Genomic DNA, 24,256 nt, shown 5'->3' on the forward strand with positions numbered 1-24,256 from the left:
CTGGGGGCATGGACTACGTTTCCGCGCTCGTGCCCCCCGTAGTGATGGCCGGCTTCTTCATCGCACTCGTCGTGACGATCGTGAAGAGCCAGGGCGGCGCCAACAAGGCGAAGGAAGACGCGGCGGCCGACGCCGTGATCGCCCGCGCCGAGGCCGCCCGGCAGGCGCAGCCCGGCAAGTAGCCGGCACCCCCCGGACGGCGCGCAGCCACTACCCGGGGCACACGTGCAGGGCCGGGGGTTCCCGCGACTTCGTCGGGGCGCCCCCGGGATTTCGTGGCGCGTTGCCTTCCGAATAGCCGGGCAATTCCGCACATTCCGCACTATCGTGCTGTTGTGCCTCGCCCCTTGGGAGAACTCGAAGACGCGGTCATGACGCGGGTGTGGCAGTGGAACCGCCCGGTCACTGTTCGTGAAGTACTGGAAGACCTCCAGCAGGAACGGTCCATCGCGTACACCACGGTCATGACGGTTATGGACAATCTTCATCAGAAGGGCTGGGTCCGCCGGGAAGCCGAAGGCCGCGCCTATCGATATACGGCGGTCTCCACCCGAGCCGCCTACTCGGCCGCACTGATGAACGAAGCGTGGTCGACGAGCGACAACCCCGCGGCCGCCCTCGTGGCCTTCTTCGGCATGATGTCCGCGGAACAGCGCGAAGCCCTCCGGGACGCCATCCGCATCGTCGGGTACGACGCCGAGTCGGGCGCCGAGTCCGCCGCGGCGCCCCCTGCCGCAGCGGCCCCCGATGCACTTCCCGAAGCGGCCTCCGAAGCGCCTTCCGAACAGCCGCCCGCCGAAGGGGACTCCGCCGGGCGCGGCACCGAGCCGGGGCGATAGCGTCCGGGCATGGGTGAGTTTTCCGCTGCACACGCAAAAACACTGACGATCCGCCGTGCCCGCACCGGCGATGTTCCCGCACTGCGCCGCCTGCTCGACCAGTACGTGCAGCAGCGGATCCTCCTCGACAAAGCCCCGGTCGTCCTTTACGAGGACATCCAGGAGTTCTGGGTCGCGGAACGCGGTTCCGACGGCCAGGTGGTGGGCTGCGGCGCTCTCCACGTCATGTGGGAAGACCTGGCCGAAGTGCGTACTCTCGCGGTCGACCGCGAGTTGAAGGGCGCTGGAGTCGGCCATCAGCTGCTCGGGCAGTTGTTGGACACCGCCCGGGCAGTGGGCGTCTCGAAGGTTTTCTGCCTCACCTTCGAAGTGGACTTCTTCGCGAAGCACGGCTTCGTCGAGATCGGCGAGACCCCGGTCGAGACGGATGTCTACATGGAGCTCCTGCGTTCCTATGACGAGGGCGTCGCCGAGTTCCTCGGTCTCGAACGGGTGAAGCCGAACACCTTGGGCAACAGCCGGATGCTTCTGCACCTCTGAACGATCACGGTGGCTTTTCCCGTGCTCCGCGCACCTGTGGCCTATGTCCGAATCGCGCACGTTTCCCGCCGCGTTGCGGTCTCGAACCTCTCCCCGGGGGTTTGTGTTTTCCAGGGAAAAGCGGTTTCCTTTCCGCGTACTGCTTTTCGATGAAAGGAAATCCCGGTGGCACAGAAGGTTCAGGTCCTTCTTGTCGACGACCTCGACGGTGGCGAGGCGGACGAGACCGTGACGTTCGCTCTGGATGGCAAGACCTACGAGATCGACCTCACCACCGCCAACGCGGAGAAGCTGCGTTCCGCGCTCGCCGACTACGTCAAGGGCGCTCGCCGCACCGGCGGCCGCGCCTCCGGTGGTCGCGCCAAGACGCGGACGGCCGCGACGTCCGGCAACCCGGACACCGCGGAGATCCGCGCGTGGGCCAAGGCCCAGGGGATGAGCGTCAACGACCGCGGGCGCGTCCCGCAGGAGATCCGCGAGGCCTACGAGAACGCCAAGGGCTGACCCGCGGCCTCTCGTTCCAGGGGCGTACGCCGCCACAGGCGCGCCCGGTGGCATTCCGTCGCCGCCGCGGCGACCAGGCGTACGAGATCGGGCCCGGCACCACCGTGCCCGGGACCGGCACCCTGCCCGGGACCGGGCAGGGACGGCAGCAGTGCCTCACACCCCTGCTCGGGGGGTCGCAGCCACACGGCGGCCCCCCGGGGAGTTCCCCCGGGGTGTCCCGGTGGAACCGGTGCCGCGATCCGGCCGCCGGCGCCCAGCCCGACGAGGTCCAGGGCGACTCCGCCCCACTCCAGCCAGTCGAGCAGCCCCTCCAGCTCGTCCGCGCTCCCCGGAGCCACCAGGAACCGCATCCGGCGTCCGGTGAGCGCCACCGGCCCCGTGGCGAGCGGCCTGCGCAGCAGCTCCGCCCCGGCATCGGCCGGTAGCTCCAGTACGTCGAACCGCGTCCCGGTGAGCAGCCGGGCGGGCGGCCCGGCCGCGACGGGCCAGCCGAGCACCCCCTCGTACCAGGACGCGTACGCGTCCCGGAACGAATCCGCGGGAGAATCCTCGGGCGCGACGCGGGGGAGCGGAGCGGTGACGGCCATGTCCGGAGCAACTCCGCGGCGACCGTGGAGTTACGCAGCGCACCGGGTTCTGTGCGGAACGTAAACTTCCGTCGGGGTGGGGTCCTACATTCGGGACGCAATCGTGTTCGCCCGTAGCTGAGGGAACCGGCGCCACCGGCATGGAGTGTCGGTCCTTACGGGTAAGACATTCCTAGTGGATCGGGGCGACACGCTGATTTGGCCGGCTTCCGTTCGCCATCGGCGTACACGTGTGACGGGTATCTGCCTGGCCTGCGGGAACATCGTCTCGCACCATCGGGTTGGAGCAGTTGTCGGCTGATGAAGCCGGTTTTCCCCACTGACGTGGGGGTGATCGCGGACGGATGTCGGCAGTTGGAATGAGCTGTCCCGCCCCGCGGGACTAGCATGCGGAAGGACAGGGCGGGGACCGACCCCGAACTGCCCGACCGCTCTGAGGAGCGATAAACGATGTTCGAGAGGTTCACCGACCGCGCGCGGCGGGTTGTCGTCCTGGCTCAGGAAGAAGCCCGGATGCTCAACCACAACTACATCGGCACCGAGCACATCCTCCTGGGTCTGATCCACGAGGGTGAGGGTGTCGCCGCTAAGGCCCTGGAGAGCCTCGGGATTTCGCTCGAGGCTGTTCGCCAGCAGGTTGAGGAGATCATCGGTCAGGGGCAGCAGGCCCCGTCCGGCCACATCCCCTTCACTCCGCGGGCGAAGAAGGTCCTGGAGCTTTCGCTCCGTGAGGCCCTCCAGCTCGGCCACAACTACATCGGCACCGAGCACATCCTGCTCGGCCTCATTCGCGAGGGCGAGGGCGTCGCCGCCCAGGTCCTGGTGAAGCTGGGCGCCGATCTCAACCGAGTCCGGCAGCAGGTCATCCAGCTGCTTTCCGGCTACTCCGGCGGAGGCAAGGAGTCGGCCACGGCCGGCGGCCCGGCCGAGGGCACCCCCTCGACCTCCCTCGTCCTGGACCAGTTCGGCCGCAATCTCACGCAGGCCGCCCGCGAATCCAAGCTCGACCCGGTCATCGGGCGCGAGAAGGAGATCGAGCGGGTCATGCAGGTCCTGTCCCGCCGTACCAAGAACAACCCGGTCCTCATCGGCGAGCCCGGCGTCGGCAAGACCGCCGTCGTCGAGGGCCTGGCCCAGGCGATCGTCAAGGGCGAGGTGCCCGAGACCCTCAAGGACAAGCACCTCTACACCCTGGACCTCGGCGCCCTGGTCGCGGGCTCCCGCTACCGCGGTGACTTCGAGGAGCGCCTGAAGAAGGTGCTCAAGGAGATCCGCACCCGCGGCGACATCATCCTGTTCATCGACGAGCTCCACACCCTCGTGGGTGCGGGCGCCGCCGAGGGCGCGATCGACGCCGCCAGCATCCTCAAGCCCATGCTGGCCCGTGGTGAGCTCCAGACCATCGGTGCCACGACGCTGGACGAGTACCGCAAGCACCTTGAGAAGGACGCGGCCCTTGAGCGCCGCTTCCAGCCGATCCAGGTGGCGGAGCCTTCCCTCCCCCACACGATCGAGATCCTCAAGGGCCTGCGCGACCGCTACGAGGCCCACCACCGCGTCTCCATCACGGACGAGGCCCTGGTCCAGGCGGCGACGCTGGCCGACCGGTACATCTCGGACCGCTTCCTGCCGGACAAGGCGATCGACCTGATCGACGAGGCCGGCTCCCGGATGCGCATCCGCCGGATGACCGCGCCGCCGGACCTCCGCGAGTTCGACGAGAAGATCGCGGGCGTGCGCCGCGACAAGGAGTCGGCCATCGACTCCCAGGACTTCGAGAAGGCGGCTTCCCTCCGTGACAAGGAGAAGCAGCTGCTGGCGGCGAAGGCCAAGCGCGAGAAGGAATGGAAGGCCGGCGACATGGACGTCGTCGCCGAGGTCGACGGCGAGCTCATCGCCGAAGTCCTCGCGACCGCGACCGGCATTCCCGTCTTCAAGCTCACCGAGGAGGAGTCCTCGCGACTGCTCCGCATGGAAGACGAGCTCCACAAGCGCGTCATCGGCCAGAAGGACGCCATCAAGGCGCTCTCCCAGGCCATCCGCCGTACCCGTGCGGGTCTGAAGGACCCGAAGCGCCCGGGTGGCTCGTTCATCTTCGCCGGCCCGTCCGGCGTCGGTAAGACCGAGCTGTCCAAGACGCTCGCCGAATTCCTCTTCGGCGACGAGGACGCGCTGATCTCCCTCGACATGTCGGAGTTCAGCGAGAAGCACACGGTTTCCCGCCTCTTCGGTTCGCCCCCCGGCTACGTGGGCTACGAAGAGGGCGGCCAGCTCACCGAGAAGGTGCGCCGCAAGCCGTTCTCCGTCGTCCTCTTCGACGAGGTCGAGAAGGCCCACCCGGATATCTTCAATTCCCTTCTCCAGATCCTGGAGGACGGTCGTCTGACCGACTCCCAGGGCCGGGTCGTGGACTTCAAGAACACGGTCATCATCATGACGACCAACCTGGGTACCCGGGACATCTCGAAGGGCTTCAACCTCGGCTTCGCCGCCGTGGGCGACGTCAAGACCGGTTACGACCGGATGAAGGCGAAGGTCAACGAAGAGCTCAAGCAGCACTTCCGGCCCGAGTTCCTGAACCGTGTCGACGACACGGTCGTCTTCCACCAGCTGTCGCAGGAAGACATCATCCAGATCGTCGACCTGATGATCGCCAAGGTCGACGAGCGCCTGAAGGACCGCGACATGGGCATCGAGCTGAGCGGCGACGCGAAGCTCCTGCTCGCCAAGCGGGGCTACGACCCGATCCTGGGTGCCCGCCCGCTGCGCCGCACCATCCAGCGCGAGATCGAGGACATCCTGTCCGAGAAGATCCTCTTCGGCGAGCTGCGTCCCGGCCACATCGTGGTCGTGGGCAAGGAGGGTGACGGCGAGGACGCCAAGTTCACCTTCCGCGGCGAGGAGAAGTCGGCTCTGCCGGACCTGCCCCCGATCGAGGCCACGGGCTCCGGCCCGGACCTGAGCAAGGGCGCGTAAGCACCGGTCGCACCGCTGCACGAGGGGCGGCCCCGGAACCATTCGGTTCCGGGGCCGCCCCTTTTCCGGTGACAAGCCGCACAGGGCAAATCGGACCTACGAGGACCTCTCGTAGGTCCAATGTCCGATTTGCCCTGGAATGGGGATGCCCTCCGCCCAGAAATGATGCCGTCAAACGGCTGCGTCACACCTCCGCGCCTACGAGTCCCGGTAGTAATCGGGAGGTTTGGGGATGTCGCGGGACACGGGTTACCAAGGGTGGGCAAGTCCGGCACCGCCTTCCGGCACGCCGGGTGGCTTCATGCCACGCCCCGCCCTTGTCCCCGGCCCCGGAGGTCTCCACATGTCCGTGAAGCGCGTCAGCACCCGTCGTACCCGTATCGTCCTCGGCGCCACCGCTCTCGGTGCGGCCCTGGCTCTCGGGGCCGGAACGACCGCCGCCTTCGCCGACACCGCCCCGCAGACCACCCTGACCGGCACCCCCGAGCTGGTCGCGGCCCAGGCCGCCGCCCAGGGCTCCGCGGCCGCCGCCGGGAAGACCGTCACCTGGCAGAAGCCGGTCGGGACCTACACGCTCTCGGCGACCTTCGGCAAGGGCGGCACCATGTGGTCCCACAAGCACTCGGGCCAGGACTTCGCCTGCCCCGTCGGCACCCCCGTCAAGGCCGCCCACGGCGGCATCGTCGTCAAGGCGGGCCCCAACGGCGGCGGCGACGGCCCGGCGTACGGCAACGCCATCGTGATCAAGCACGCGAACAACACGTACTCGCAGTACGCGCACCTCTCGAAGATCCAGGTCCGGATCGGCCAGAAGGTCACCAAGGGTGCGCAGATCGCGCTGTCCGGCAACACCGGCAACTCCAGCGGCCCGCACCTCCACTTCGAGATCCGGACCACCCCGAACTACGGCTCGGCCGTGAACCCGGTCGCGTTCCTGCGCAACGTCGGCGTCACCGTCTGATCCGAGCGGCAGCCGCTCAGTACAGCAGCCAGGAGCCCGTCGGCTTCGCCGACGCGTCCACCCGGCCCGCCTTGAGCGTGTCGATCTGCGCCGGGGACAGCAGGACGTCGTACGTCTGCACGCTGTCCATGGCGCCGCTCCAGGCGGCCGTCCACTTGTCCTCGTGCCGGGTCCGGGCCAGCTGGAGCGGGCCCGGCGCCTGGAAGACGCCCGGGACCGCGCTCTCGCCCGTCTTCTTCCCGTTCACGTACAGGGCGACCAGCTTGCGCTCGGCGTCGTAGGTCCCCGTCAGCTCCGCGAAGGTCTTCTCCATCTTCGGGTTGTCGCCGGCCACGACCACGGTGGTGGCGTCCGCGCCCTGGTCGCCCGTCTGCACGCGGAAGACCCAGGCCGGCTTGCCGTTCACCTGGTCCAGGCCCAGCTCGAACGAGGACGACTTCTCGTTGCCCTGGCTGACGGCGATCTGGCGCCCCTTGGCGGAGCGGACCCAGACCCGCGCCGAGACGGTGAAGCTCTTGGCCGTGTCCACCACGCGCTTCTCGGACTCGGCGTACGAGTTCTCGTTGCCCTTCGTGCGGATCTCGAAGCGCTTGTCGATCGGGAAGACCCCTGCGTCGGGGCCCATCTTCAGCGGGGCCTTTCCGCTGCGGTCGCGGATGCTCGTCGGGTCGTCCTTGACGGTCGGGGTGTTGTCGACCGGAGTCTTGCTCTTCGAGCCGCTGGGGGAGGGCGAGGCCGATACGGTCGGGGACGGCTTGTCGTCCTTCGCCTCGTTCTCGTCCTTGCCGTCGCCACCCAGCAGCAGGAACGTTCCACCGCCGGCGAGCAAGGCCAGTACGGTCACCCCGCCGCCGATCATCCACAGCCGCTTCTTGCGCTTCTCGGCCGCCGAGCGGTCGGCCATGGCCTCCCAGTCCGGCTGGTCCGACTGCGGCGCGAACGGCCCGGGGAGCCCGGGGCCCGGACCGACCGGCGGCGCCGGCGCGCCCATGTTCGGCAGGCCCTGGGCCCACTCCTGCTGCTGCGGCGGGACCGCGGCGGCCGGGGCCTGCTGGTACGGGGCGGGCTGGGCACCGGGATGGCCGCCCTGCTGCGGGTAGCCGTAGCCGGAGCCGTCCGCGGGCGGAACCGCCGGCGGGGGGCCGAAGCCACCGCCACCGGGGGCGGGCGCACCGGGCGGGTAGCCGTAGCCGGCCGCGGGGGCCGGCGGGACCGGCGGGAACCCGTAGCCCCCGTTCCCCGGGGCGGGCTCGGGCTGCGGGTTGCTGGAGGGATTCGTACCGTCGGTCATGCCTGGGATGCTAAAACACGGGACCGCACGGGTGTGCGGCCCGGTCCCGATCGGCATCCGGCCCGGCCCGGCGGTCCCGCGTCCCGGCGCCTCCTCCGGCTCAGCCCGACGGCTTGATGATGGGGAAGCTCCCCGTCGCCGTCGGCGCGTGCTCCGGCAGCCACAGCACCGCCACCGCTCCGGCCGCCGCACCCTCGCGGTCCACGCCGCCCGGGGCCGCCACGTTGCGGAACGTCAGCCGGGCGCCCAGCACCCGCGCCTGCCCCTCGGCGATGGTCAGCCCCAGCCCGTGCCCCACCCCGGCCCGGTCGGTCGAGCCGGTGCGGAACCGGCTCGGCCCCTCGCGCAGCAGCGCCTCCGGGAAGCCCGGCCCGTGGTCCCGGACCCGTACGACCCGGCCCTCGATGTCGACCTGGACCGGCGGCTGCCCGTACCGCGCGGCGTTGGCCAGCAGGTTGCCCAGGATCCGCTCCAGCCGTCGCGGGTCGGTGCTGACGATCTCGTCCGCCACCACCCGTACCGACGCCTCCGGCATCAGTGCCGTCACCCGTCGGCTCACGAACTCGCCCAGCGCCACGTCCTGGAGCTCCGCCCGCTCGGACGCGCTGTCCAGCCGGGCCACCTCCAGCACGTCCTCGACCAGCGCCCGCATCGCCTGCGCCCGGTCGCGCACCAGCTCGGTCGGCCGCCCCGGAGGCAGCAGCTCCGCCGCTGTGAGCAGGCCCGTCACCGGGGTCCGCAGCTCGTGGGCGATGTCCGCGGTCACCCGCCGCTCGGCCTCCAGCCGCTGCTGTAGCGCGTCCGCCATGGCGTCCACGGCCCGCGCGAGGTCGTCGGTCTCGTCCCGGACGACGCCGCCGACGGCGTCCCGCACCCGTACGTCGGGATCCCCGTGCGCCACCCGCTGCGCGGCGGTCGCGGCCTTGCGCAGCCGGCGCGAGATCTGCCCGCCGATGAGCACGCCGAGCGCCGCGCCCGCGACCACGACGGACAGCGACCCGACGACCAGGGCCCGGTCCAGGTCGCGCACCAGGTTGGCGCTCTCCTTGAACGGGCCGTGCAGCGACAGCACCTGGCCATTGCCGAGCGGCACCGCGGCCCACACCTCCGGCACGCCCTTGCGGGATTCGTGGACGTACGTGCCGCGCCGCCCCGACTTCGCCTTCTCGCGCAGCGAGGCGGGCAGCTCGGGGTCGTTGAGCTTGGCCCCCATGGGCGGCTTGCGCCCGGTCTCGACGAGGCGGGCGATGAACTGCACGTTGGTCAGCTGTGCCTCGCGGGCGCTTTCCAGCATCGACACGCGGGCAGCACTGTGCACGACCAGGCTCAGTGCGACGGCGACGAGTGCGCCGACGGCGGCGATGGCGAGCGTGATCTTCCAGCGGATCCCCGTACGGAGGGTGAAGCGCCTCATGCCTTCAGCTTGTATCCGAAGCCCCGGACCGTTTCGATCCGGTCCTGCCCGATCTTCGTGCGCAGCCGCTGGACGTGGACGTCCACGACGCGGGTGTCGCCGCCCCAGTCGTAGTCCCAGACGCGCTCCAGCAGCCGGTCGCGGGACAGTACGGTGCCGGGCGCGGAGGAGAACTCCAGCAGCAGCCGCATCTCGGTCGGCGTGAGCGCCACCGGGGCGCCGGCCTTGCGGACCTCCATGCCTTCGGTGTCGACCTCCAGGTCGCCGAAGAGCAGCACCCCGCGCTCCTCGGAGGGGTCCTCGCCGTTCGCGCCCGCCCGGCCGTTCTGCGGGCCGCCGGCGTGGCCGAAGCGGCGCAGCACGGCGCGGATGCGGGCGACGAGCACCGAGCCGTCGAAGGGCTTGGTGACGTAGTCGTCGGCGCCCGCCTCCAGGCCCAGCACGACGTCGATGGAGTCGGCGCGCGCCGACAGCATGATCACGGGGACGGTGGACTCGTCGCGGATGCGGCGGCACAGGCTCACGCCGTCCATGCCGGGCACCATCACGTCGAGCAGCGCGATGTCCGGGCGGTCGGCCCGGAAGGACTCCAGGCCGGACAGGCCGTCGGGCATGGCGGTGACCACGAACCCGTCGCGTTCCAGCGCCAGGGTCGTGGCCTCACGGATGACGTCGTCGTCCTCCACGAACAGGACATGGGTCTCGGCCATGCGGAAGCCTCGCCTCGGTTCTTCGGTCCGTCAGTTCTTCTGGGTGATCGCGGGTGCCGGCTGGGCCCCGCCGTCGACGTTGCTGTAGTCGGTGTGCACCCGGTCCTGCTCCGTGAACTTCTCGCCGTTCCAGTGGTACGTGACCACGTCCTCGCCCGACGGGTAGGAGAGGGGATCGGTCTTTCCGTAGACGGGCTTGGTGACGACCAGGTCGCCCCGGTCGATCTCCGCGTAGACGGGCGGCTGCTCGTCCGAGAACACATTCTCGTACGTCCCGCCCGCCGCCCTGTACACGTACGAGCCCCGCCCCAGCGCATCGGCGCAGGACAGCACGTTGACGACGATGTCGACGCTCTCGCCGCCGGTGACCTTCCCGTAGCTCACGTCGATCGGGTACTCCTTGCCCGTGCAGGGCTTGAGGTCCCGCTTGACCGCGGCGCTGACCTTCGGGTCAGCCTGGAGCAGTGCGACGGGGTCGACCTTCTTGCCGGGCTTGCCGGACGCGCCGGTGGTGGCCGGGACGTGGTCCGGCGGGGTGGTCGTCGGCGAGCCGCTCTTGCCCACGGCCTCGGTGTGGGCAGGGCCGCCGTCGCGCAGCCCGGTGCCGCCGGTGGAACAACCGGCCGCGAACAGCACAGTGCCGACGAGGACGATCGTCCCCGCCGACATCAGCACCAGCGAACTCCTGCCGCTCAGGCTTTGGCCATTCAGGCCGCGCACCGCTCACGCCCCTCGTACCGGATGGTGTGGTCACCGCGGTGGTCACCGCGCTCCAGCGCGCGCATGTCCAGGTCCCGGCTCTCCAGCTCCTGCCGGAGCCGGGCCAGTGCGCGGTGCAGGGTGCTCTTCACAGTACCCGCAGACATTCCGAGCGCGGCGGCGGTCTCCTCGGTGCTCATCTGCTCCCAGTGTCGCAGTACGACCACGCTGCGCTGCTTGGGCGCGAGGACCTTCAAGATGTCCATCAACAGGGCGCGGTCGGCGCGCTGGTCGGTGCCGTCCTCGACGGAGGCGTCCGGGAGCTGTTCGGTGGGGACCTCTTCGAGCTTGCGGGCGCGCCACCACTCGGTCCGGGTGTTGATCATGACGCGGCGCAGGTAGGCGTCGGCCAGGGACTTGTCGGCGATGCCGTCCCAGCGGCCGTACGTGCGCACCAGCGCGGTCTGCAGGAGGTCCTGGGCGTCGGTGGGGTCCGGGACCAGGCGCCGGGCACTGCGCAGGAGCGCGTCCTGCCGAGTGCGTACGTACTCTTCGAATCCGAGTACCTCGCCGTGCGCCATCTCAGACCGCCTCCGTCCCGTCCAACCAACCGCTCGTCCGCCCTACGGATTCGAAGGTACGGAGGGGTTGTCACGGGGTTGTGCGGGCCAGCCTTCGGTGGGCGCACGGACACCCATAGGTTGTGTAACAGTGCCGTGAGCTGGGGTTTCGCCGAGATAAACGGAATCTGTGACTCAGTTTGTGTCGGTGTCCCCGGACGGCCGTGCGGCGGTGCCCTGGGGCAGCCGGTACATCCCCGCGGCCAGCGGCTCGACCAGCCCGTCGGAGACCAGCCCGTCCAGCGCCCGCGCCCGCTGCACGGGCTCGTCCCAGACGGTGTCGAGCACGGACTGCGGAACCGGTCCGACCGCGTCCCGCAGCACCGCGAGGAGCTTGCCGCGCACCTGCCGGTCCGTCCCCGCGTACGTCTGTCCGCGCCGCGGCGGCCCGTCGTGGGCCGGCTTCCCGGCCAGGCGCCACGCGCACAGCCCGGCCACCGGGCAGCGCGCGCAGTCCGGGGACTTGGCCGTGCACACCAGGGCGCCGAGCTCCATCGAGGCGGCCGCCCAGCGGGCCGCGGTGCCCTCGTCCTCGGGCAGCAGGGCCCGGGCCAGGCGCCGCTCGGCCGCTGTGGTGGCGTTCGGCGGGTACTCGACGCCGGTCGTGGTGCGGGCGAACACCCGGCGCACGTTGGTGTCGAGCACCGCATGCCGCTGCCCGTACGCGAACGAGGCCACGGCCGCCGCCGTGTACTCGCCGATCCCGGGCAGTGCGAGCAGCTGCGCGTGCTCCTGCGGTACGTCGCCGCCGTGCCGCTCCGTTATCGCGACGGCCGCGCCGTGCAGGCGCAGGGCCCGCCGGGGGTAGCCGAGGCGCCCCCAGGCCCGGACCGCCTCGCCGGGGGCCTCGGCGGCCAGGTCGGCGGGGCGGGGCCACCGCGCGAGCCACTGCTCGTACACGGGCAGGACCCGGCTGACCGGGGTCTGCTGGAGCATGAACTCGCTGACCATGACCCCCCAGGGGCCGGCCTCGGGGCGGCGCCAGGGCAGGTCGCGGGCGTGCTCCTCGAACCAGGCGATGACCGGGGAGTGCAGCGCGTGGGACACGTCGGGGGACGCGGTGACGGATGCGGCGGGGGAAGGGCTGGTGGATGCAGTCATGGCAGACGGCATCCTGGCACGTTTCAGGGCTGCCGCGCGGGGCCCGGGCCGCTGAACCAGACAGCGGCGCGCCCCCCGCTCGCCCGCATGGCGGTGGTGATCGTACTGATCGGAGCGGTGAGGACCAGGACGGTGATCGCGGCGAGCGAACCGCCGAGCAGCAGGCCCACCACCACGTCGTGCGGGTAGTGCACCCCGACGAAGACCCGGGAGAAGGCCATCAGCAGGGCCAGCGGGACGGTCAGCAGCGCGAGGCGGCGTACGGCGAAGGCCAGCGCGACGGCGGCGGCCCCCGCGATGGCGGAGTGGTTGCTGGGGAACGACCAGTCGCCGGGGGCCGGGCAGGTGACGAGCGAGGCCGCGGCACCGGCCACGGCCCGGCACGGCCGCTCCTCGTGCACGGCGGACTTCACCACCTCGGAGCCCACGTACGCGAGGGCGGTCGCGAGCGGCGCGACGACGGCCAAGGCGATGGGCCCCGCGCCGGCCGCGGTTCGGGCGCGCCACCACACGGCTATGAAGAGCAGACCGAAGAGCAATAGCCCGTACTCGGTCCAGGCCTCGAACGCCGACTGCACCCAGCCGGGTGCGGAACGGGCGGAGTCGGTGATGTCGCGGTACAGGCCGGAGGTGTCCATGGTCACCGACCGTACTCAAACGCGATCAAGCCTGACACCCGGCCCTTGGCCGAATCTCGATGGTGCGGGCTCCGCCCCCGAGATGATCATCGGCAAAACAAGTCGGTTGCGCGGCATGTGGGGCGCGGATCGGGCCGCGGACTCTCGTAAAGTTCCGTCCGTGGGATCTATGCGCAATCCGGTCGGGCCGCTCCCCTCCTCCATCTACTGGCGACGGAGGGCCGTGCTGGCGTCCGTCGTCGCGCTCCTCGCGCTCCTCGCCGTATGGACCGTCAGTTCCGATGGTGGGAAGACGAGTACGAACGGCAAGGGCGAGAAGGGACCCGATCCCGTCGCCTCGATCACCCCGGGACCCTCGGGGACGGGGCCGGCGATCAGTCAGGCGCCGGGCGGGCGTGCGGAGTCGGGCGGAGGCTCCGGCAAGAACGGTGAACCGGGCGGCGCTCCGGGCACCGGCGCGGGTTCCGGTGGAGCCGGTGCGGGCGCCGGCGGCAGTGGCGCCGGCAGTAGCGCCGGCAGTAGCGGCGCGGGCGGCGCGGCGGCCCAGGTCCCGGCGGACTCCCCACTTCCCACGTGCGCCCCGAGCGGGCTGCAGTGGGAGGTCAAGAGCGTGAAGAACGAGTACGAGACGAGCGAGAAGCCCCGCCTCGAACTGCTCGCGCGCAACGTCTCCGGCACGACCTGCAAGGTCGACCTGGGCCCGAAGCAAGCGGTCCTGAGCATCCTTCAGGCGAGCACCAGCAAGGCCGTCTGGTCCTCGGCGGACTGCCCCTCGGGCGCGGGCAACGCGTTCTTCCGGGTGCCGGCGCAGGGCGAGACGAAGCAGTCGCTGGAGTGGGACAGGAAGTTCAGCGCCGCCGACCAGTGCCAGACGCCTCCGGCGGGGAGCGCGCCTGCGGACACCTACGTGGTGGAGGTCAAGTCGCCGGGCATGCCGGTGGCCCGGACCTCGTTCGTCCTCAAGCAGGACTAGCCGAGCGGTGGCCGGGCCCGGCAGCGCCGGGTCGGGCCGCCGGACCGGGCCGGGGGCCCGGGGTCAGACGTAGCGTTCGAGGATCGAGGACTCCGCCAGGCGCGATAGGCCCTCGCGGACGCTCCGCGCCCGCGCCTCGCCCACGCCGTCCACGGTCTGCAGGTCGTCCACCGACGCCGCCAGCAGCTTCTGCAGGCCCCCGAAGTGCTCCACCAGCCGCTCGATGATGGCACCCGGCAGCCGCGGAACCTTCGCCAGCAGCCGGTAGCCCCGCGGGGACACCGCCGAGTCCAGGGTCTCGGGCGAGCCCGTGTACCCCAGCGCCCGCGCCACGATGCCGAGCTCCAGCAGCTCCGGGTGCGTCAGCGCGTCCAGCGCCGGCAGCGCCTCCTCCACCGTGCGGGAGCGCTTCGCGGTCGGCTCCGGCACGTAGTCCCGGATGACCAGCTCCCGCTCCTGCTCGATGCCGACCGTCAGCTCGTCCAGCTGGAGCGACAGCAGTCGCCCGTCCGTGCCCAGCTCGACCACGTATTCAGCGATTTCCGTGGCAATGCGGCGGACCATTTCCAGCCGCTGGGCTACCGCCGTCACGTCGCGCACCGTGACCAGGTCCTCGATCTCCAACGCGGACAGCGTCCCGGCGACCTCGTCGAGGCGCAGCTTGTACCGCTCCAGCGTGGCCAGCGCCTGGTTCGCCCGCGACAGGATCGCCCCGGACTCCTCCAGGACCCGGCGCTCGCCGTCCACGTACAGCGCGATCAGCCGCATCGACTGCGACACCGACACCACGGGGAACCCGCACTGCTTCGAGACGCGGTCCGCGGTGCGGTGACGGGTGCCCGTCTCCTCCGTCGGGATCGACGCGTCCGGCACCAGCTGCACGCCGGCCCGCAGGATCTTGGTGATGTCCTTGTCGAGGATGAGCGCGCCGTCGAGCTTGCACAGCTCGCGCAGCCGGGTCGCGGTGAACTCCACGTCCAGCACGAAACCGCCCGTGCACATCGCCTCGACGGACTTGTCCATCCCGAGCACGATGAGGCCGCCGGTGTTGCCGCGGACGATCCGTTCCAGGCCGTCGCGCAGGGGCTGACCAGGTGCGACCGCGCTCAGCGAGGCGCGCATCATGGCCTCCTGCTTGGAGCTCGCGCCCGACTTCCCGGATGCTGCTGCCCCGTCCTTGGCTGCCACTGCACTCCTCCGGTCGCGGGTTGCGCCGCCTGCGTACGGCCGGGCGGACCAGCACAAAGTCTACCGGCGCGCGCTGTGCGCCCGCCGTGGCTTGGCCAGGAGCGCCCGCGGGGAGCCCCTCACGGGGCCCCTCACCAGCAACTCCTTCCCGGTGGCCGTGACTCCTCGGCCGTTACTCCTTGGCCGCCGCGCGCGACCGGCCGCGCGGCAGGACGCGCAGCGCGTCGCCCATGTCCGCGACCTCCGTGACCTTCATCCCGGCCGGCACCTTCCCGGGGTCGGCCGGGACCAGGGCGTGCGTGAAGCCGAGCCGGTGCGCCTCGGCGAGCCGTCGCTGCACCCCGGTCACGCGCCGCACCTCGCCCGCCAGGCCGACCTCGCCGATCGCCACCAGGTTCTTCGGCAGCGGCACGTCGCTCGCCGCCGAGGCCAGCGCCAGCGCGATCGCCAGGTCGGCGGCCGGCTCCGTCAGCTTCACCCCGCCCACGGTGGCGGAGTAGATGTCGCGCTTGCCGAGCGCGGTGATCCGGCCGCGCTGCTCCAGCACCGCCAGCATCATCGAGACGCGCGAGGTCTCCAGGCCCGAGGTGGTCCGCCGGGGCGAGGGGATCTGCGAGTCCACGGTCAGCGCCTGCACCTCGGCGACCAGCGGACGCTTGCCCTCCAGGGTCACCGTCAGGCAGGTTCCGGGCACGGCCTCCGCGCGCCGGGTCAGGAACAGCCCGCTCGGGTCCGCGAGCCCGGTGATCCCCTCGTCGTGGAGTTCGAAGCAGCCGACCTCGTCGGTGGCCCCGTACCGGTTCTTCACGCCGCGCACGAGGCGCAGCCGTGCGTGCCGGTCGCCCTCGAAGCTGAGGACGACGTCCACCAGGTGCTCCAACAGGCGGGGTCCGGCGATCGCCCCGTCCTTGGTGACGTGCCCGACGAGCAGGGTGGCCATCCCGCGCTCCTTGGAGGCGCGGATCAATGCTCCGGCCACCTCGCGGACCTGGGCCATTCCGCCGGGCGCGCCGTCGATCTCGGGAGAGGCCACGGTCTGTACGGAGTCCAGGACCAGCAGCGAGGGCTGTACGGCGTCGAGGTGGCCCAGTACGGCGGAAAGGTCGGTTTCGGCGGCGAGGAAGAGGTGGTCGTTCAGCGCGTTGATCCGGTCGGCCCGCAGCCGCACCTGGCTCGCCGATTCCTCGCCCGTGACGTACAGCGTGCGGTGCGCGTCGCTGGCCGCCTTCGCCGCGACGTCCAGCAGCAGCGTCGACTTCCCGACGCCCGGCTCGCCGGCCAGCAGCACCACGGCGCCGGGTACGAGCCCGCCGCCGAGGACGCGGTCCAGTTCGTCCACGCCCGTGCTCCGGGCGGTCGCCGTCCGGCCGTCGACCTGCGCGATCGGGAGCGCGGGCGCCGACACCCGCCCGGCGGCGGTCGTCCGTACGGCGGGGGCGCCGCCCATCTCCTCCACGGTGCCCCACGCCTGGCACTCGGGGCACCGGCCGAGCCATTTCGCGGTCGTCCAGCCGCACTCGGAGCAGCGGTAGGACGGCCGGTCCTTGGCGGATGAACGAGATGTACGGGCAGCCATGCGGCCCACGGTATCCGGACCCTGTGACAGTGCCCGCCCCGCGGGACGGTCCGGGCGGGCGTGCGCGGCCCCGCGCACCCGTTGCCGTGCCCGGCGTCAGGGCCGCAGTCAGCACAGGTTCGATCTGTTCACCCGTAAGGGCTAAAACAGCTGAAGGCTTCACGGCCGTCACCGGCGTGCCGCCTACCTTCGCCAGGGTGAGCAGCCGCAACCAGGAAAGCCCCGCCATGCGCACCGGCGCACACCGGGCGCACGGGCGCACGCCTCCCGAGGGCCCCAGAGGCCACAAGGGCCCCGAGGGTCCCGGAGGTCCCGTCAGCGATGAAGGCCCCGAAGGAGAACAGTCGGCTCCGCCCCCCTTCCGGCACGAGCCGTACCTGGACGGCCTGTTCACCTACTGCCTCTCGGTCCTGTGCGACCACGACGTCGCCACCGAGGTCCTTGCCGAGGTCCTGGCCGTCGCCGAGCGCCATCCCGGCCGATGTCCCGGCGAGGGGGACCGGCGGGCCTGGCTGTACGCCCTCGCCCGCTGGGGCTGCCTGCGGCGGCTGGCCGAGCACCGGCGGCCCCGGCAGGGAGCGCATTCCACCCGGCGCACGCCGGAGCGCACGGATGCCGAGCACGCGCCGGAGGTGCGCCGCGCTCTGGACGTCAGCGCGTACCGGCGCACCGAGCTGGCCCGGCTCGCCTGGCCCGAGGCCGCCGGGACCACGCCCGCCCAGCGCGAAGCCCTCGAACTCGCCGTCCGCCACCGCCTCGGCGTCCCCGAACTCGCCGCCGTCCTCGGCACGCCCCCCGCCACCGCCCGGGAACTGCTCGCCGGCGCCGCCTGCGAGGTGGAGCGGACCCGCGCCGCCCTCGCCGTCGTCGAGACCGGCAGCTGCCCCTCCGTATCCCGCCTCACCGGCGACGGACAGGTGCTGCTGTCCACCACCCTGCGCGCCGAGCTCGTCCGCCACGTCGACGACTGCCCGCGCTGCCGCCGCGTCGCCGAACGCGTCAACGCCGCCGCCCCCTGGCCCGGCACCGGCGGCATCGACGCCGCCCTCCCACTGGTCCCCGCGCCGCGCACCGCCGTCCGCGCGGCCATGCTCCGCTCCGGCAGCGGCCGGGGCCGACGCCGACCGGCCGGCCCGCGCTTCGACCGCACCGGCTTCCCCGTGGACCCCAGGGACCGCGCCGCCCGCCGCGACCGGCTGCGCGCCCGGGTCGTGACCACCACCGTCGTCGCCACCGTCGTGGCGGCCCCGGTCATCGCGCTCTGGGCGGCCTACCGCGGCGGACCGCACACCGGCGAGCCCGTCGGCGCCGACGCCACCCGGATCTCCGCGAGCGAGTCCGAGATCGCCGCGCCGCGCCGCGGCGGCGGCCCGCTGCCCGCGTACGAGAACGCCGGCAACACCGCCCACACCACCGGCGAGCCCGGCTTCGCCACGAGCAGCTCCGGCCCCGACACCCCGGACGTCTCCGTCGAGGTGATCAGCGCCGGTCCGCCCCCCGCCCCCGACCGGGCCGGGAACCCCGGCCGGCTCTCCGTCGCCGCCTCCTCGCACGGGGGCACCACCGTGCTCACCCTCACCGGGTCCGGCGGGGCCCCGGTGGACTGGCAGCTCTGGTCCGACGCCCCCTGGCTGCGCGCCAGCCGCACCGCGGGCACGGTGTCCCCCGGGGAATCGGTCACCCTCTGGATCACCGTCGACACCGGGGCCCAGCCCGTGGGCGCCTGGTCCGCCCGCGTCGGGGTGGACCCCGGTGGCGCGGTCGTCTCGATCCAGGGCCGCGGCCGCCCGGCGCCCACTCCGACGGAACCCGCGCACCCGACGCCGCCGCCCCCGACCCCGACGCCGCCCCCGACGCCCACTCCCACGCCGACGGAACCCCCCGCGCCCACGCCGACACCGACGCCGAGCGCATCAGGAGGAACGGTTTCCCCACCGACGGATCCGAGCGCGCCGGCCACGGGTTCCCCGTGAGCGACCGCGTGCAGGGCGTACGGGGCTAGCCGACGGGGTCGGCGGGGTGCGGAGCCATCGGCAGCAGCGAGGACAACCGCGCCTCGCACAGCTTCACGAGGGCCTCGTACCCCTCCTTGCCCATCAGCTCGGTCAGCTCGGCGCGGTACGACACGTACACCGGCTCGCCGGCGCCGTGCGCCGACGTCGCCGACGTGCACCACCAGTGCAGGTCGTGCCCGCCCGGCCCCCAGCCGCGCCGGTCGTACTCGCCGATCGAGACCTGGAGCACGCGGGTGTCGTCGGGCCGGTCGATCCACTCGTACGTCCGGCGGATCGGCAGCTGCCAGCACACGTCCGGCTTCGTCTCCAGTGGCTCGCGCCCCTCGCGCATCGCCAGGATGTGCAGCGAGCAGCCGGCCCCCGCGGGGAACCCCGGCCGGTTCAGGAAGATGCACGCGCCGTCCCAGCGGCGGGTCTGCTTCTCCCCGTCGTCGTCGTGCTGCGTCCACCCGGTCTCGCTGCCGACGTCGTGGAACTGCCACAGCTCCGGGGTCAGCCGCGTCACGTGCTCGGCGACCCGCTTCTCGTCGTCCTCGTCGGAGAAGTGCGCGCCGAGCGTGCAGCAGCCGTCGTCGGCCCGCCCGGCCTGGATGCCCTGGCAGCCACTGCCGAAGATGCACGTCCAGCGGGAGGTCAGCCAGGTCAGGTCACAGCGGAAGACCTGCTCGGCATCGGCGGGGTCGGGGAACTCCACCCAGGCCCGGGGGAAGTCGAGCCCCTTCTCGTCACCGGCGACCGGAGCCTTGGCCTGAGCGGGCTTGGCCTTCTTGGCCGGCTTGGCGGTCTTGGACTTGTTGGCCTTCTTCGTATTTGGCACAAACCCAAGCCTAAGCGCCCCTTACTCCACCCATACTCCAGCCGCACAGTAGCGTTTCCTCCCATGAGACTCGGTGTCCTTGATGTGGGTTCGAACACGATCCACCTGCTGGTGGTGGACGCGCACCCCGGCGCGCGCCCGCAGCCGGCGCACTCGCACAAGGTGGAACTGCGGCTGGCGGAGCTGCTCGACGAGCGCGGAGCGGTCACCCCGGAGGGCATAGAGCGCCTCGTGTCGGTGATCGGCGAAGCCGCGCAGGCCGCGGAGGACAAGGGCTGCGAGGACGTGCTGCCCTTCGCGACCAGCGCCGTACGGGAGGCCACGAACGCGGATGAGGTCCTGGCGCGGGTCAAGCAGGAGACCGGCGTCGACCTGCCCATCCTCAGCGGCGAGGACGAAGCGCGGCTGACCTTCCTCGCCGCCCGCCGCTGGTTCGGCTGGTCCGCGGGCAAGCTGCTGGTCCTCGACATCGGCGGCGGCTCGCTGGAGATCGCCTACGGCATCGACGAGGACCCCGACGCGGCGGTCTCGCTGCCGCTCGGCGCGGGCCGCCTCACCACCGGCTGGCTCCCGGGCGACCCGCCGGACCCGGCGGACGTACGGGCCCTGCGCCGGCACGCCCGGGCCCAGATCGCCCGTACCGTCGGCGAGTTCAGCAGGTTCGGGGCCCCGGACCACGTCGTGGCCACGTCCAAGACCTTCCGGCAGCTGGCCCGCATCGCGGGCGCGGCCCGCTCGGCCGACGGGCTGTACGTCCAGCGAGACCTGACCCGCAAGTCCCTGGAGGAGTGGGTCCCGCGCCTCGCGGCGATGACGACCGCGCAGCGCTCCGCCCTCCCGGGCGTTTCGGAAGGCCGCTCGGCCCAGCTGCTGGCGGGCGCCCTGGTCGCCGAGGGCGCGATGGACCTGTTCGGCGTGGACACCCTGGAAATCTGCCCCTGGGCCCTGCGCGAGGGCGTCATCCTCCGCAGACTGGACCACTTGCCGTCGTAGGGGGCGGGGCGGTACGAGCCCTGCGCCCGGGCGGGGCCTTGGCCCCCCACTGAACAAGGACGGTCGGGAAGCCCCCCAAGGACGGTCAGCCGGACACGAGCGGCGCGAGCAGGGCCCCATCAGCGCAGCCGGGCCCGGTCCCGGGGGATCCGGCTGCCCGGCCGGGGCCCATGAGCAGGCCGGTTCCGCGCCGGGGCGGGCCCAGCCGGAGCCGGGCGGCGGCCGAACCGCCATCAGCGCCGGGTCGGGGTGGTGATCGTCACGGCGGGGGAGGGGGGTCGGCCCGTACTCTGTCCCCGTGGCAGAACCAGTCCGCATCCCGACCGCGAAAGTCGCCCTCTCCACCGCCTCCGTCTATCCGGAGTCGACGGCGACCGCCTTCGAGATCGCCGCGCGCCTCGGTTACGACGGCGTCGAGGTGATGGTGTGGACCGACCCGGTGAGCCAGGACGTCGATGCGCTGCGGCGGCTGTCGGACCAGTACCAGGTGCCGATACTCGCCGTGCACGCGCCGTGTCTGCTGATCACGCAGCGCGTGTGGTCGACCGATCCGTGGACCAAGCTGCAGCGGGCGCAGGCCGCGGCCGAGCGGCTCGGGGCGTCCACCGTCGTCGTGCACCCGCCGTTCCGGTGGCAGCGGCAGTACGCGCGGGACTTCGTCAGCGGAATCTGGCGGATGGCCGACGAGACCGATGTGCGGTTCGCCGTGGAGAACATGTACCCCTGGCGCTACCGGGACAGGGAAATGCTCGCCTACGCCCCCGAGTGGGACGTGACCAAGGACGACTACCGGCACTTCACGGTCGACCTGTCGCACACCGCGACGGCCCGGACCGATGCCACCGAGATGATCGACCGGATGGGCGACCGGCTCGCGCACGTGCACCTCGCCGACGGGAACGGGTCCGCGAAGGACGAGCACCTCGTACCCGGCCGCGGTACGCAGCCCTGCGCCGAGCTGCTGGAGCGGCTCGCCCGGGCTTCCTTCGACGGGCACGTCGTCATCGAGGTCAACACCCGCCGTGCGATGTCCTCGGCAGAGCGTGAGGCCGACCTCGCCGAGGCGCTGGCCTTCACCCGGCTCCACCTCGCGGCGAGTGCCACCGCCGCCCCGGTCAGGGCCCCCCGCCGGTGACTGAGCACGCCAAGCCGCGCCGCGGCCCCGGCCGTCCCCGCCACGACGAGGCCGACGACGGACCCGGCACCCAGGAGCGGATCCGCCTCGCCGCCCGCGAGGTGTTCGCGGAGCGCGGGTACGACAAGACGTCCGTCCGCGGCATCGCGAAGGTGGCCGGCGTGGACCCGGCGCTGGTGCACCACTACTTCGGCAGCAAGGACGACCTGTTCGCCGCCGCCATCGAGGTCACCATGGAGCCGGCCCTCGGCGTCCCCGCGATCGTGGGGGAGGGCCCCGACGGCATCGGCGAACGGTTGGCCCGGTACTTCCTCGGCATCTGGGAGAACCCGGCCTCCCGGGCCCCCCTCCTCGCCGTCGTCCGCTCCGCCCTCACCCACGAGGCCGCGGCGGCGGTCCTGCGCCGGCTGATCCTGCGCCGGGTCCTGGAGCGGGTCGCGGCCGACCTCGACGTCCCCGACCCCACCTTCCGCGCCGAGCTCGCCGCCTCCCACATGATCGGCATCGCGCTCCTGCGGTACGTGGTCCGGATCGAGCCCCTCGCGTCCGCGGACCCGGAGGCCATCGTCACGCTGGTGGCCCCCACACTGCAGCGCTACCTGACCGAGGACTGAGCCCCCCGTCCCGTCATGCGGACAACGTGTCCGCATGACGGTCCGGGGGCGTAGCCTCGTAACCGAGCCATATCCACAGTCGTACAGTCGCGGCAGGCGCCCCGCGCCACCGCACTCATGGGGAGTGAACCCGATGCCCGAGCTGAGGTCCCGCACCGTCACCCACGGCCGCAACATGGCGGGCGCGCGCGCCCTTATGCGTGCGTCGGGCGTAGCGAGCGAGGACATCGGGAAGCCGATCATCGCGGTCGCCAACTCCTTCACGGAGTTCGTCCCCGGACACACGCACCTGGCCCCGGTCGGCCGGATCGTCTCCGACGCCATCCGTGCGGCCGGTGCGATCCCGCGCGAGTTCAACACGATCGCCGTCGACGACGGCATCGCCATGGGCCACGCGGGCATGCTGTACTCCCTGCCCTCCCGCGACCTCATCGCGGACAGCGTGGAGTACATGGTGGAGGCGCACTGCGCCGACGCTCTGATCTGCATCTCCAACTGCGACAAGATCACCCCCGGTATGCTGATGGCCGCCATGCGCCTCAACATCCCGGTCGTCTTCGTGTCCGGCGGCCCGATGGAGGCCGGCCAGGCGACGCTGGTGGACGGCACCGTCCGCAAGCTCGACCTGATCGACGCCATGGTCGACGCCTCCAACGAGAACATCTCGGACGCGGACATCCTGCGCATCGAGGAGAACGCCTGCCCGACCTGCGGTTCCTGTAGTGGCATGTTCACCGCCAACTCGATGAACTGCCTCGCCGAGGCCATCGGCCTGGCCCTCCCCGGCAACGGATCCGTCCTCGCCACGCACACCGCCCGCCGCGCCCTGTACGAGAACGCCGGCCGGACGGTCGTGGAGATCACCAAGCGGTACTACGAGGACGGCGACGAGTCCCTCCTGCCGCGCAACATCGCCACCCGCCAGGCCTTCGAGAACGCCATGGCCCTCGACATCGCCATGGGCGGCTCCACGAACACGATCCTGCACCTGCTGGCCGCCGCGCAGGAGGCGGGCCTGGACTACGACCTCACCGACATCGACGAGGTCTCGCGCCGCGTCCCGTGCCTGGCCAAGGTCGCCCCGAACGTGGCGCCCGGCGGCACGTACTACATGGAGGACGTCCACCGCGCCGGCGGCATCCCCGCCATCCTCGGCGAGCTGCACCGCGGCGGGCTCCTGAACAAGGACGTCACCACGGTCCACTCCAAGGGCCTGGAGGACTGGCTCGCGAACTGGGACGCCCGCTCCGGGACGGCGAGCGAGGAGGCCATGGAGCTGTGGCACGCGGCCCCCGGCTGCAAGCGCTCCGCCACCGCCTTCTCCCAGTCCGAGCGCTGGGAGACCCTCGACCTCGACGCCGAGGGCGGCTGCATCCGCTCCGTGCAGCACGCGTACTCCAAGGACGGCGGCCTCGCCGTGCTGCGCGGCAACATCGCCGCCGACGGGTGTGTCGTGAAGACCGCGGGCGTCGACGAGTCGATCTGGACCTTCGAGGGGCCGGCCGTCGTCTGCGAGTCGCAGGACGAGGCCGTCGACAAGATCCTCCGCAAGGAGATCCAGCCGGGCGACGTCGTCGTCATCCGCTACGAGGGCCCGCGCGGCGGACCCGGCATGCAGGAGATGCTCTACCCGACGTCCTTCCTCAAGGGCCGCGGCCTCGGCAAGGTCTGCGCCCTGGTGACGGACGGCCGTTTCTCCGGGGGTACCTCGGGCCTGTCCATCGGCCACGCCTCCCCCGAGGCGGCCTCGGGCGGCACCATCGCCGTCGTCGAGGACGGCGACCGGATCCGGATCGACATCCCGAACCGGTCGATCGAGCTCCTGGTCGACGAGGCCACGCTGGCCGCCCGGCACGCCGCCCTGAACGGCGTCTACGCCCCGAAGGACCGCGAGCGCAAGGTCTCGGCGGCCCTGCGCGCCTACGCGGCGATGGCCACGAGCGCCGACAAGGGCGCGGTGCGCGACGTCAGCCGCCTCTGACACGCGGACGCGGTCGGGACGCCGGCTGACGCCGGACTCCGTCAGCCGTCGGCCGTCAGCAGCACGAGCGAGTGCGGAGCC

Annotated in this window: 23 protein-coding genes; 12 read left to right on the forward strand and 11 right to left on the reverse strand. The window is 71.9% G+C overall.

The window, feature by feature from the left end; translation table 11 throughout:
• Nucleotides 1–8: 8 nt before the first annotated feature.
• The 4 genes from OHA65_RS21275 to OHA65_RS21290 all read left to right on the forward strand — a co-directional run bounded on the left by OHA65_RS21275 (nt 9) and on the right by OHA65_RS21290 (nt 1,883).
• Nucleotides 9–182: a hypothetical protein gene (locus OHA65_RS21275; protein WP_327284700.1), complete on the forward strand. Its 174-nt coding sequence runs from the start codon at nt 9–11 to the stop codon at nt 180–182.
• 153 nt (nt 183–335) lie between these two features.
• Nucleotides 336–839: a BlaI/MecI/CopY family transcriptional regulator gene (locus tag OHA65_RS21280; protein WP_327284701.1), complete on the forward strand. Its 504-nt coding sequence runs from the start codon at nt 336–338 to the stop codon at nt 837–839.
• Between the two features lie 9 nt (nt 840–848).
• Nucleotides 849–1,379: an amino-acid N-acetyltransferase gene (locus OHA65_RS21285; RefSeq protein ID WP_327284702.1), complete on the forward strand. Its 531-nt coding sequence runs from the start codon at nt 849–851 to the stop codon at nt 1,377–1,379.
• Nucleotides 1,380–1,544: 165 nt separating this feature from the next.
• Complete coding sequence (locus OHA65_RS21290; protein WP_030867899.1) at nt 1,545–1,883, forward strand: Lsr2 family protein; 339 nt, start codon at nt 1,545–1,547, stop codon at nt 1,881–1,883.
• On the opposite strand, the gene OHA65_RS21295 is transcribed toward OHA65_RS21290, so the two are convergent.
• Nucleotides 1,862–2,473, reverse strand: a complete 612-nt coding sequence (locus tag OHA65_RS21295) for an SCO3374 family protein (protein WP_327284703.1) — start codon at nt 2,471–2,473, stop codon at nt 1,862–1,864. The genes OHA65_RS21290 and OHA65_RS21295 overlap by 22 nt on opposite strands.
• A gap of 450 nt (nt 2,474–2,923) precedes the next feature.
• Between OHA65_RS21295 and OHA65_RS21300 the strand changes: the two genes are divergently transcribed.
• Both OHA65_RS21300 and OHA65_RS21305 read left to right on the forward strand, forming a co-directional pair.
• The gene (locus OHA65_RS21300; RefSeq protein WP_030158472.1) at nt 2,924–5,449 is read left to right on the forward strand and encodes an ATP-dependent Clp protease ATP-binding subunit; all 2,526 of its coding nucleotides are present in this window, start codon (nt 2,924–2,926) and stop codon (nt 5,447–5,449) included.
• A gap of 343 nt (nt 5,450–5,792) precedes the next feature.
• Nucleotides 5,793–6,410 carry a M23 family metallopeptidase gene (locus OHA65_RS21305; protein ID WP_327284704.1) on the forward strand — a complete coding sequence of 206 codons (618 nt, stop codon included), beginning with the start codon at nt 5,793–5,795 and terminating at the stop codon, nt 6,408–6,410.
• Nucleotides 6,411–6,426: 16 nt separating this feature from the next.
• On the opposite strand, the gene OHA65_RS21310 is transcribed toward OHA65_RS21305, so the two are convergent.
• The 7 genes from OHA65_RS21310 to OHA65_RS21340 all read right to left on the reverse strand — a co-directional run bounded on the left by OHA65_RS21310 (nt 6,427) and on the right by OHA65_RS21340 (nt 12,883).
• Nucleotides 6,427–7,701 (reverse strand): LamG domain-containing protein, encoded by a 1,275-nt coding sequence (locus OHA65_RS21310; RefSeq protein WP_405762294.1) that lies wholly within the window; start codon nt 7,699–7,701, stop codon nt 6,427–6,429.
• Nucleotides 7,702–7,801: 100 nt separating this feature from the next.
• Complete coding sequence (gene cseC, locus OHA65_RS21315; protein ID WP_327284706.1) at nt 7,802–9,115, reverse strand: two-component system sensor histidine kinase CseC; 1,314 nt, start codon at nt 9,113–9,115, stop codon at nt 7,802–7,804.
• A complete protein-coding gene (cseB, locus tag OHA65_RS21320; RefSeq protein WP_327284707.1) occupies nt 9,112–9,825 on the reverse strand; it encodes a two-component system response regulator CseB in 714 nt (237 codons plus the stop codon). Before cseB ends, cseC begins: the two co-directional genes overlap by 4 nt.
• A gap of 30 nt (nt 9,826–9,855) precedes the next feature.
• Nucleotides 9,856–10,494, reverse strand: a complete 639-nt coding sequence (locus tag OHA65_RS21325; RefSeq protein WP_329316403.1) for a hypothetical protein — start codon at nt 10,492–10,494, stop codon at nt 9,856–9,858.
• A 38-nt stretch (nt 10,495–10,532) separates the two neighbouring features.
• Entirely contained in the window at nt 10,533–11,105 is a 573-nt protein-coding gene (locus tag OHA65_RS21330) for a SigE family RNA polymerase sigma factor (protein ID WP_030867865.1), read from the reverse strand.
• A 174-nt stretch (nt 11,106–11,279) separates the two neighbouring features.
• Nucleotides 11,280–12,245, reverse strand: a complete 966-nt coding sequence (locus OHA65_RS21335) for an A/G-specific adenine glycosylase (RefSeq protein ID WP_327284708.1) — start codon at nt 12,243–12,245, stop codon at nt 11,280–11,282.
• Between the two features lie 23 nt (nt 12,246–12,268).
• Nucleotides 12,269–12,883 carry a phosphatase PAP2 family protein gene (locus OHA65_RS21340; RefSeq protein ID WP_327284709.1) on the reverse strand — a complete coding sequence of 205 codons (615 nt, stop codon included), beginning with the start codon at nt 12,881–12,883 and terminating at the stop codon, nt 12,269–12,271.
• Nucleotides 12,884–13,052: 169 nt separating this feature from the next.
• Here OHA65_RS21340 and OHA65_RS21345 point away from each other — a divergent pair, with 169 nt between their 5' ends.
• Nucleotides 13,053–13,856, forward strand: a complete 804-nt coding sequence (locus OHA65_RS21345; protein ID WP_405763425.1) for a hypothetical protein — start codon at nt 13,053–13,055, stop codon at nt 13,854–13,856.
• A 63-nt stretch (nt 13,857–13,919) separates the two neighbouring features.
• Here OHA65_RS21345 and disA read toward each other — a convergent pair whose 3' ends face one another.
• Together disA and radA are read right to left on the reverse strand one after the other, a co-directional pair.
• Nucleotides 13,920–15,044 (reverse strand): DNA integrity scanning diadenylate cyclase DisA, encoded by a 1,125-nt coding sequence (gene disA, locus OHA65_RS21350; RefSeq protein WP_327284710.1) that lies wholly within the window; start codon nt 15,042–15,044, stop codon nt 13,920–13,922.
• A 172-nt stretch (nt 15,045–15,216) separates the two neighbouring features.
• Nucleotides 15,217–16,620: a DNA repair protein RadA gene (gene radA, locus OHA65_RS21355; protein WP_327284711.1), complete on the reverse strand. Its 1,404-nt coding sequence runs from the start codon at nt 16,618–16,620 to the stop codon at nt 15,217–15,219.
• 197 nt (nt 16,621–16,817) lie between these two features.
• Between radA and OHA65_RS21360 the strand changes: the two genes are divergently transcribed.
• Nucleotides 16,818–18,593, forward strand: a complete 1,776-nt coding sequence (locus OHA65_RS21360; RefSeq protein WP_405756426.1) for a BACON domain-containing protein — start codon at nt 16,818–16,820, stop codon at nt 18,591–18,593.
• 25 nt (nt 18,594–18,618) lie between these two features.
• On the opposite strand, the gene OHA65_RS21365 is transcribed toward OHA65_RS21360, so the two are convergent.
• Nucleotides 18,619–19,452 carry a hypothetical protein gene (locus OHA65_RS21365; RefSeq protein ID WP_327284713.1) on the reverse strand — a complete coding sequence of 278 codons (834 nt, stop codon included), beginning with the start codon at nt 19,450–19,452 and terminating at the stop codon, nt 18,619–18,621.
• A 63-nt stretch (nt 19,453–19,515) separates the two neighbouring features.
• On the opposite strand from OHA65_RS21365, the gene OHA65_RS21370 reads away from it, so the two are divergent.
• The 4 genes from OHA65_RS21370 (at nt 19,516) to ilvD (ending at nt 24,175) form a co-directional block, all read left to right on the forward strand.
• Complete coding sequence (locus OHA65_RS21370) at nt 19,516–20,445, forward strand: Ppx/GppA phosphatase family protein (RefSeq protein WP_327284714.1); 930 nt, start codon at nt 19,516–19,518, stop codon at nt 20,443–20,445.
• Nucleotides 20,446–20,743: 298 nt separating this feature from the next.
• On the forward strand, nt 20,744–21,580 hold the full coding sequence (locus OHA65_RS21375; protein ID WP_327284715.1) for a sugar phosphate isomerase/epimerase: 837 nt from the start codon (nt 20,744–20,746) through the stop codon (nt 21,578–21,580).
• Nucleotides 21,577–22,194 carry a TetR family transcriptional regulator gene (locus OHA65_RS21380; protein WP_327284716.1) on the forward strand — a complete coding sequence of 206 codons (618 nt, stop codon included), beginning with the start codon at nt 21,577–21,579 and terminating at the stop codon, nt 22,192–22,194. The genes OHA65_RS21375 and OHA65_RS21380 overlap by 4 nt, the downstream gene beginning before the upstream one ends.
• Nucleotides 22,195–22,327: 133 nt before the next feature.
• The gene (gene ilvD / locus OHA65_RS21385) at nt 22,328–24,175 is read left to right on the forward strand and encodes a dihydroxy-acid dehydratase (protein WP_327284717.1); all 1,848 of its coding nucleotides are present in this window, start codon (nt 22,328–22,330) and stop codon (nt 24,173–24,175) included.
• The last annotated feature ends 81 nt before the right edge of the window (nt 24,176–24,256 follow it).

Source organism: Streptomyces sp. NBC_00045, from assembly GCF_045041095.1.
Taxonomy (GTDB): Bacteria; Actinomycetota; Actinomycetes; order Streptomycetales; family Streptomycetaceae; genus Streptomyces.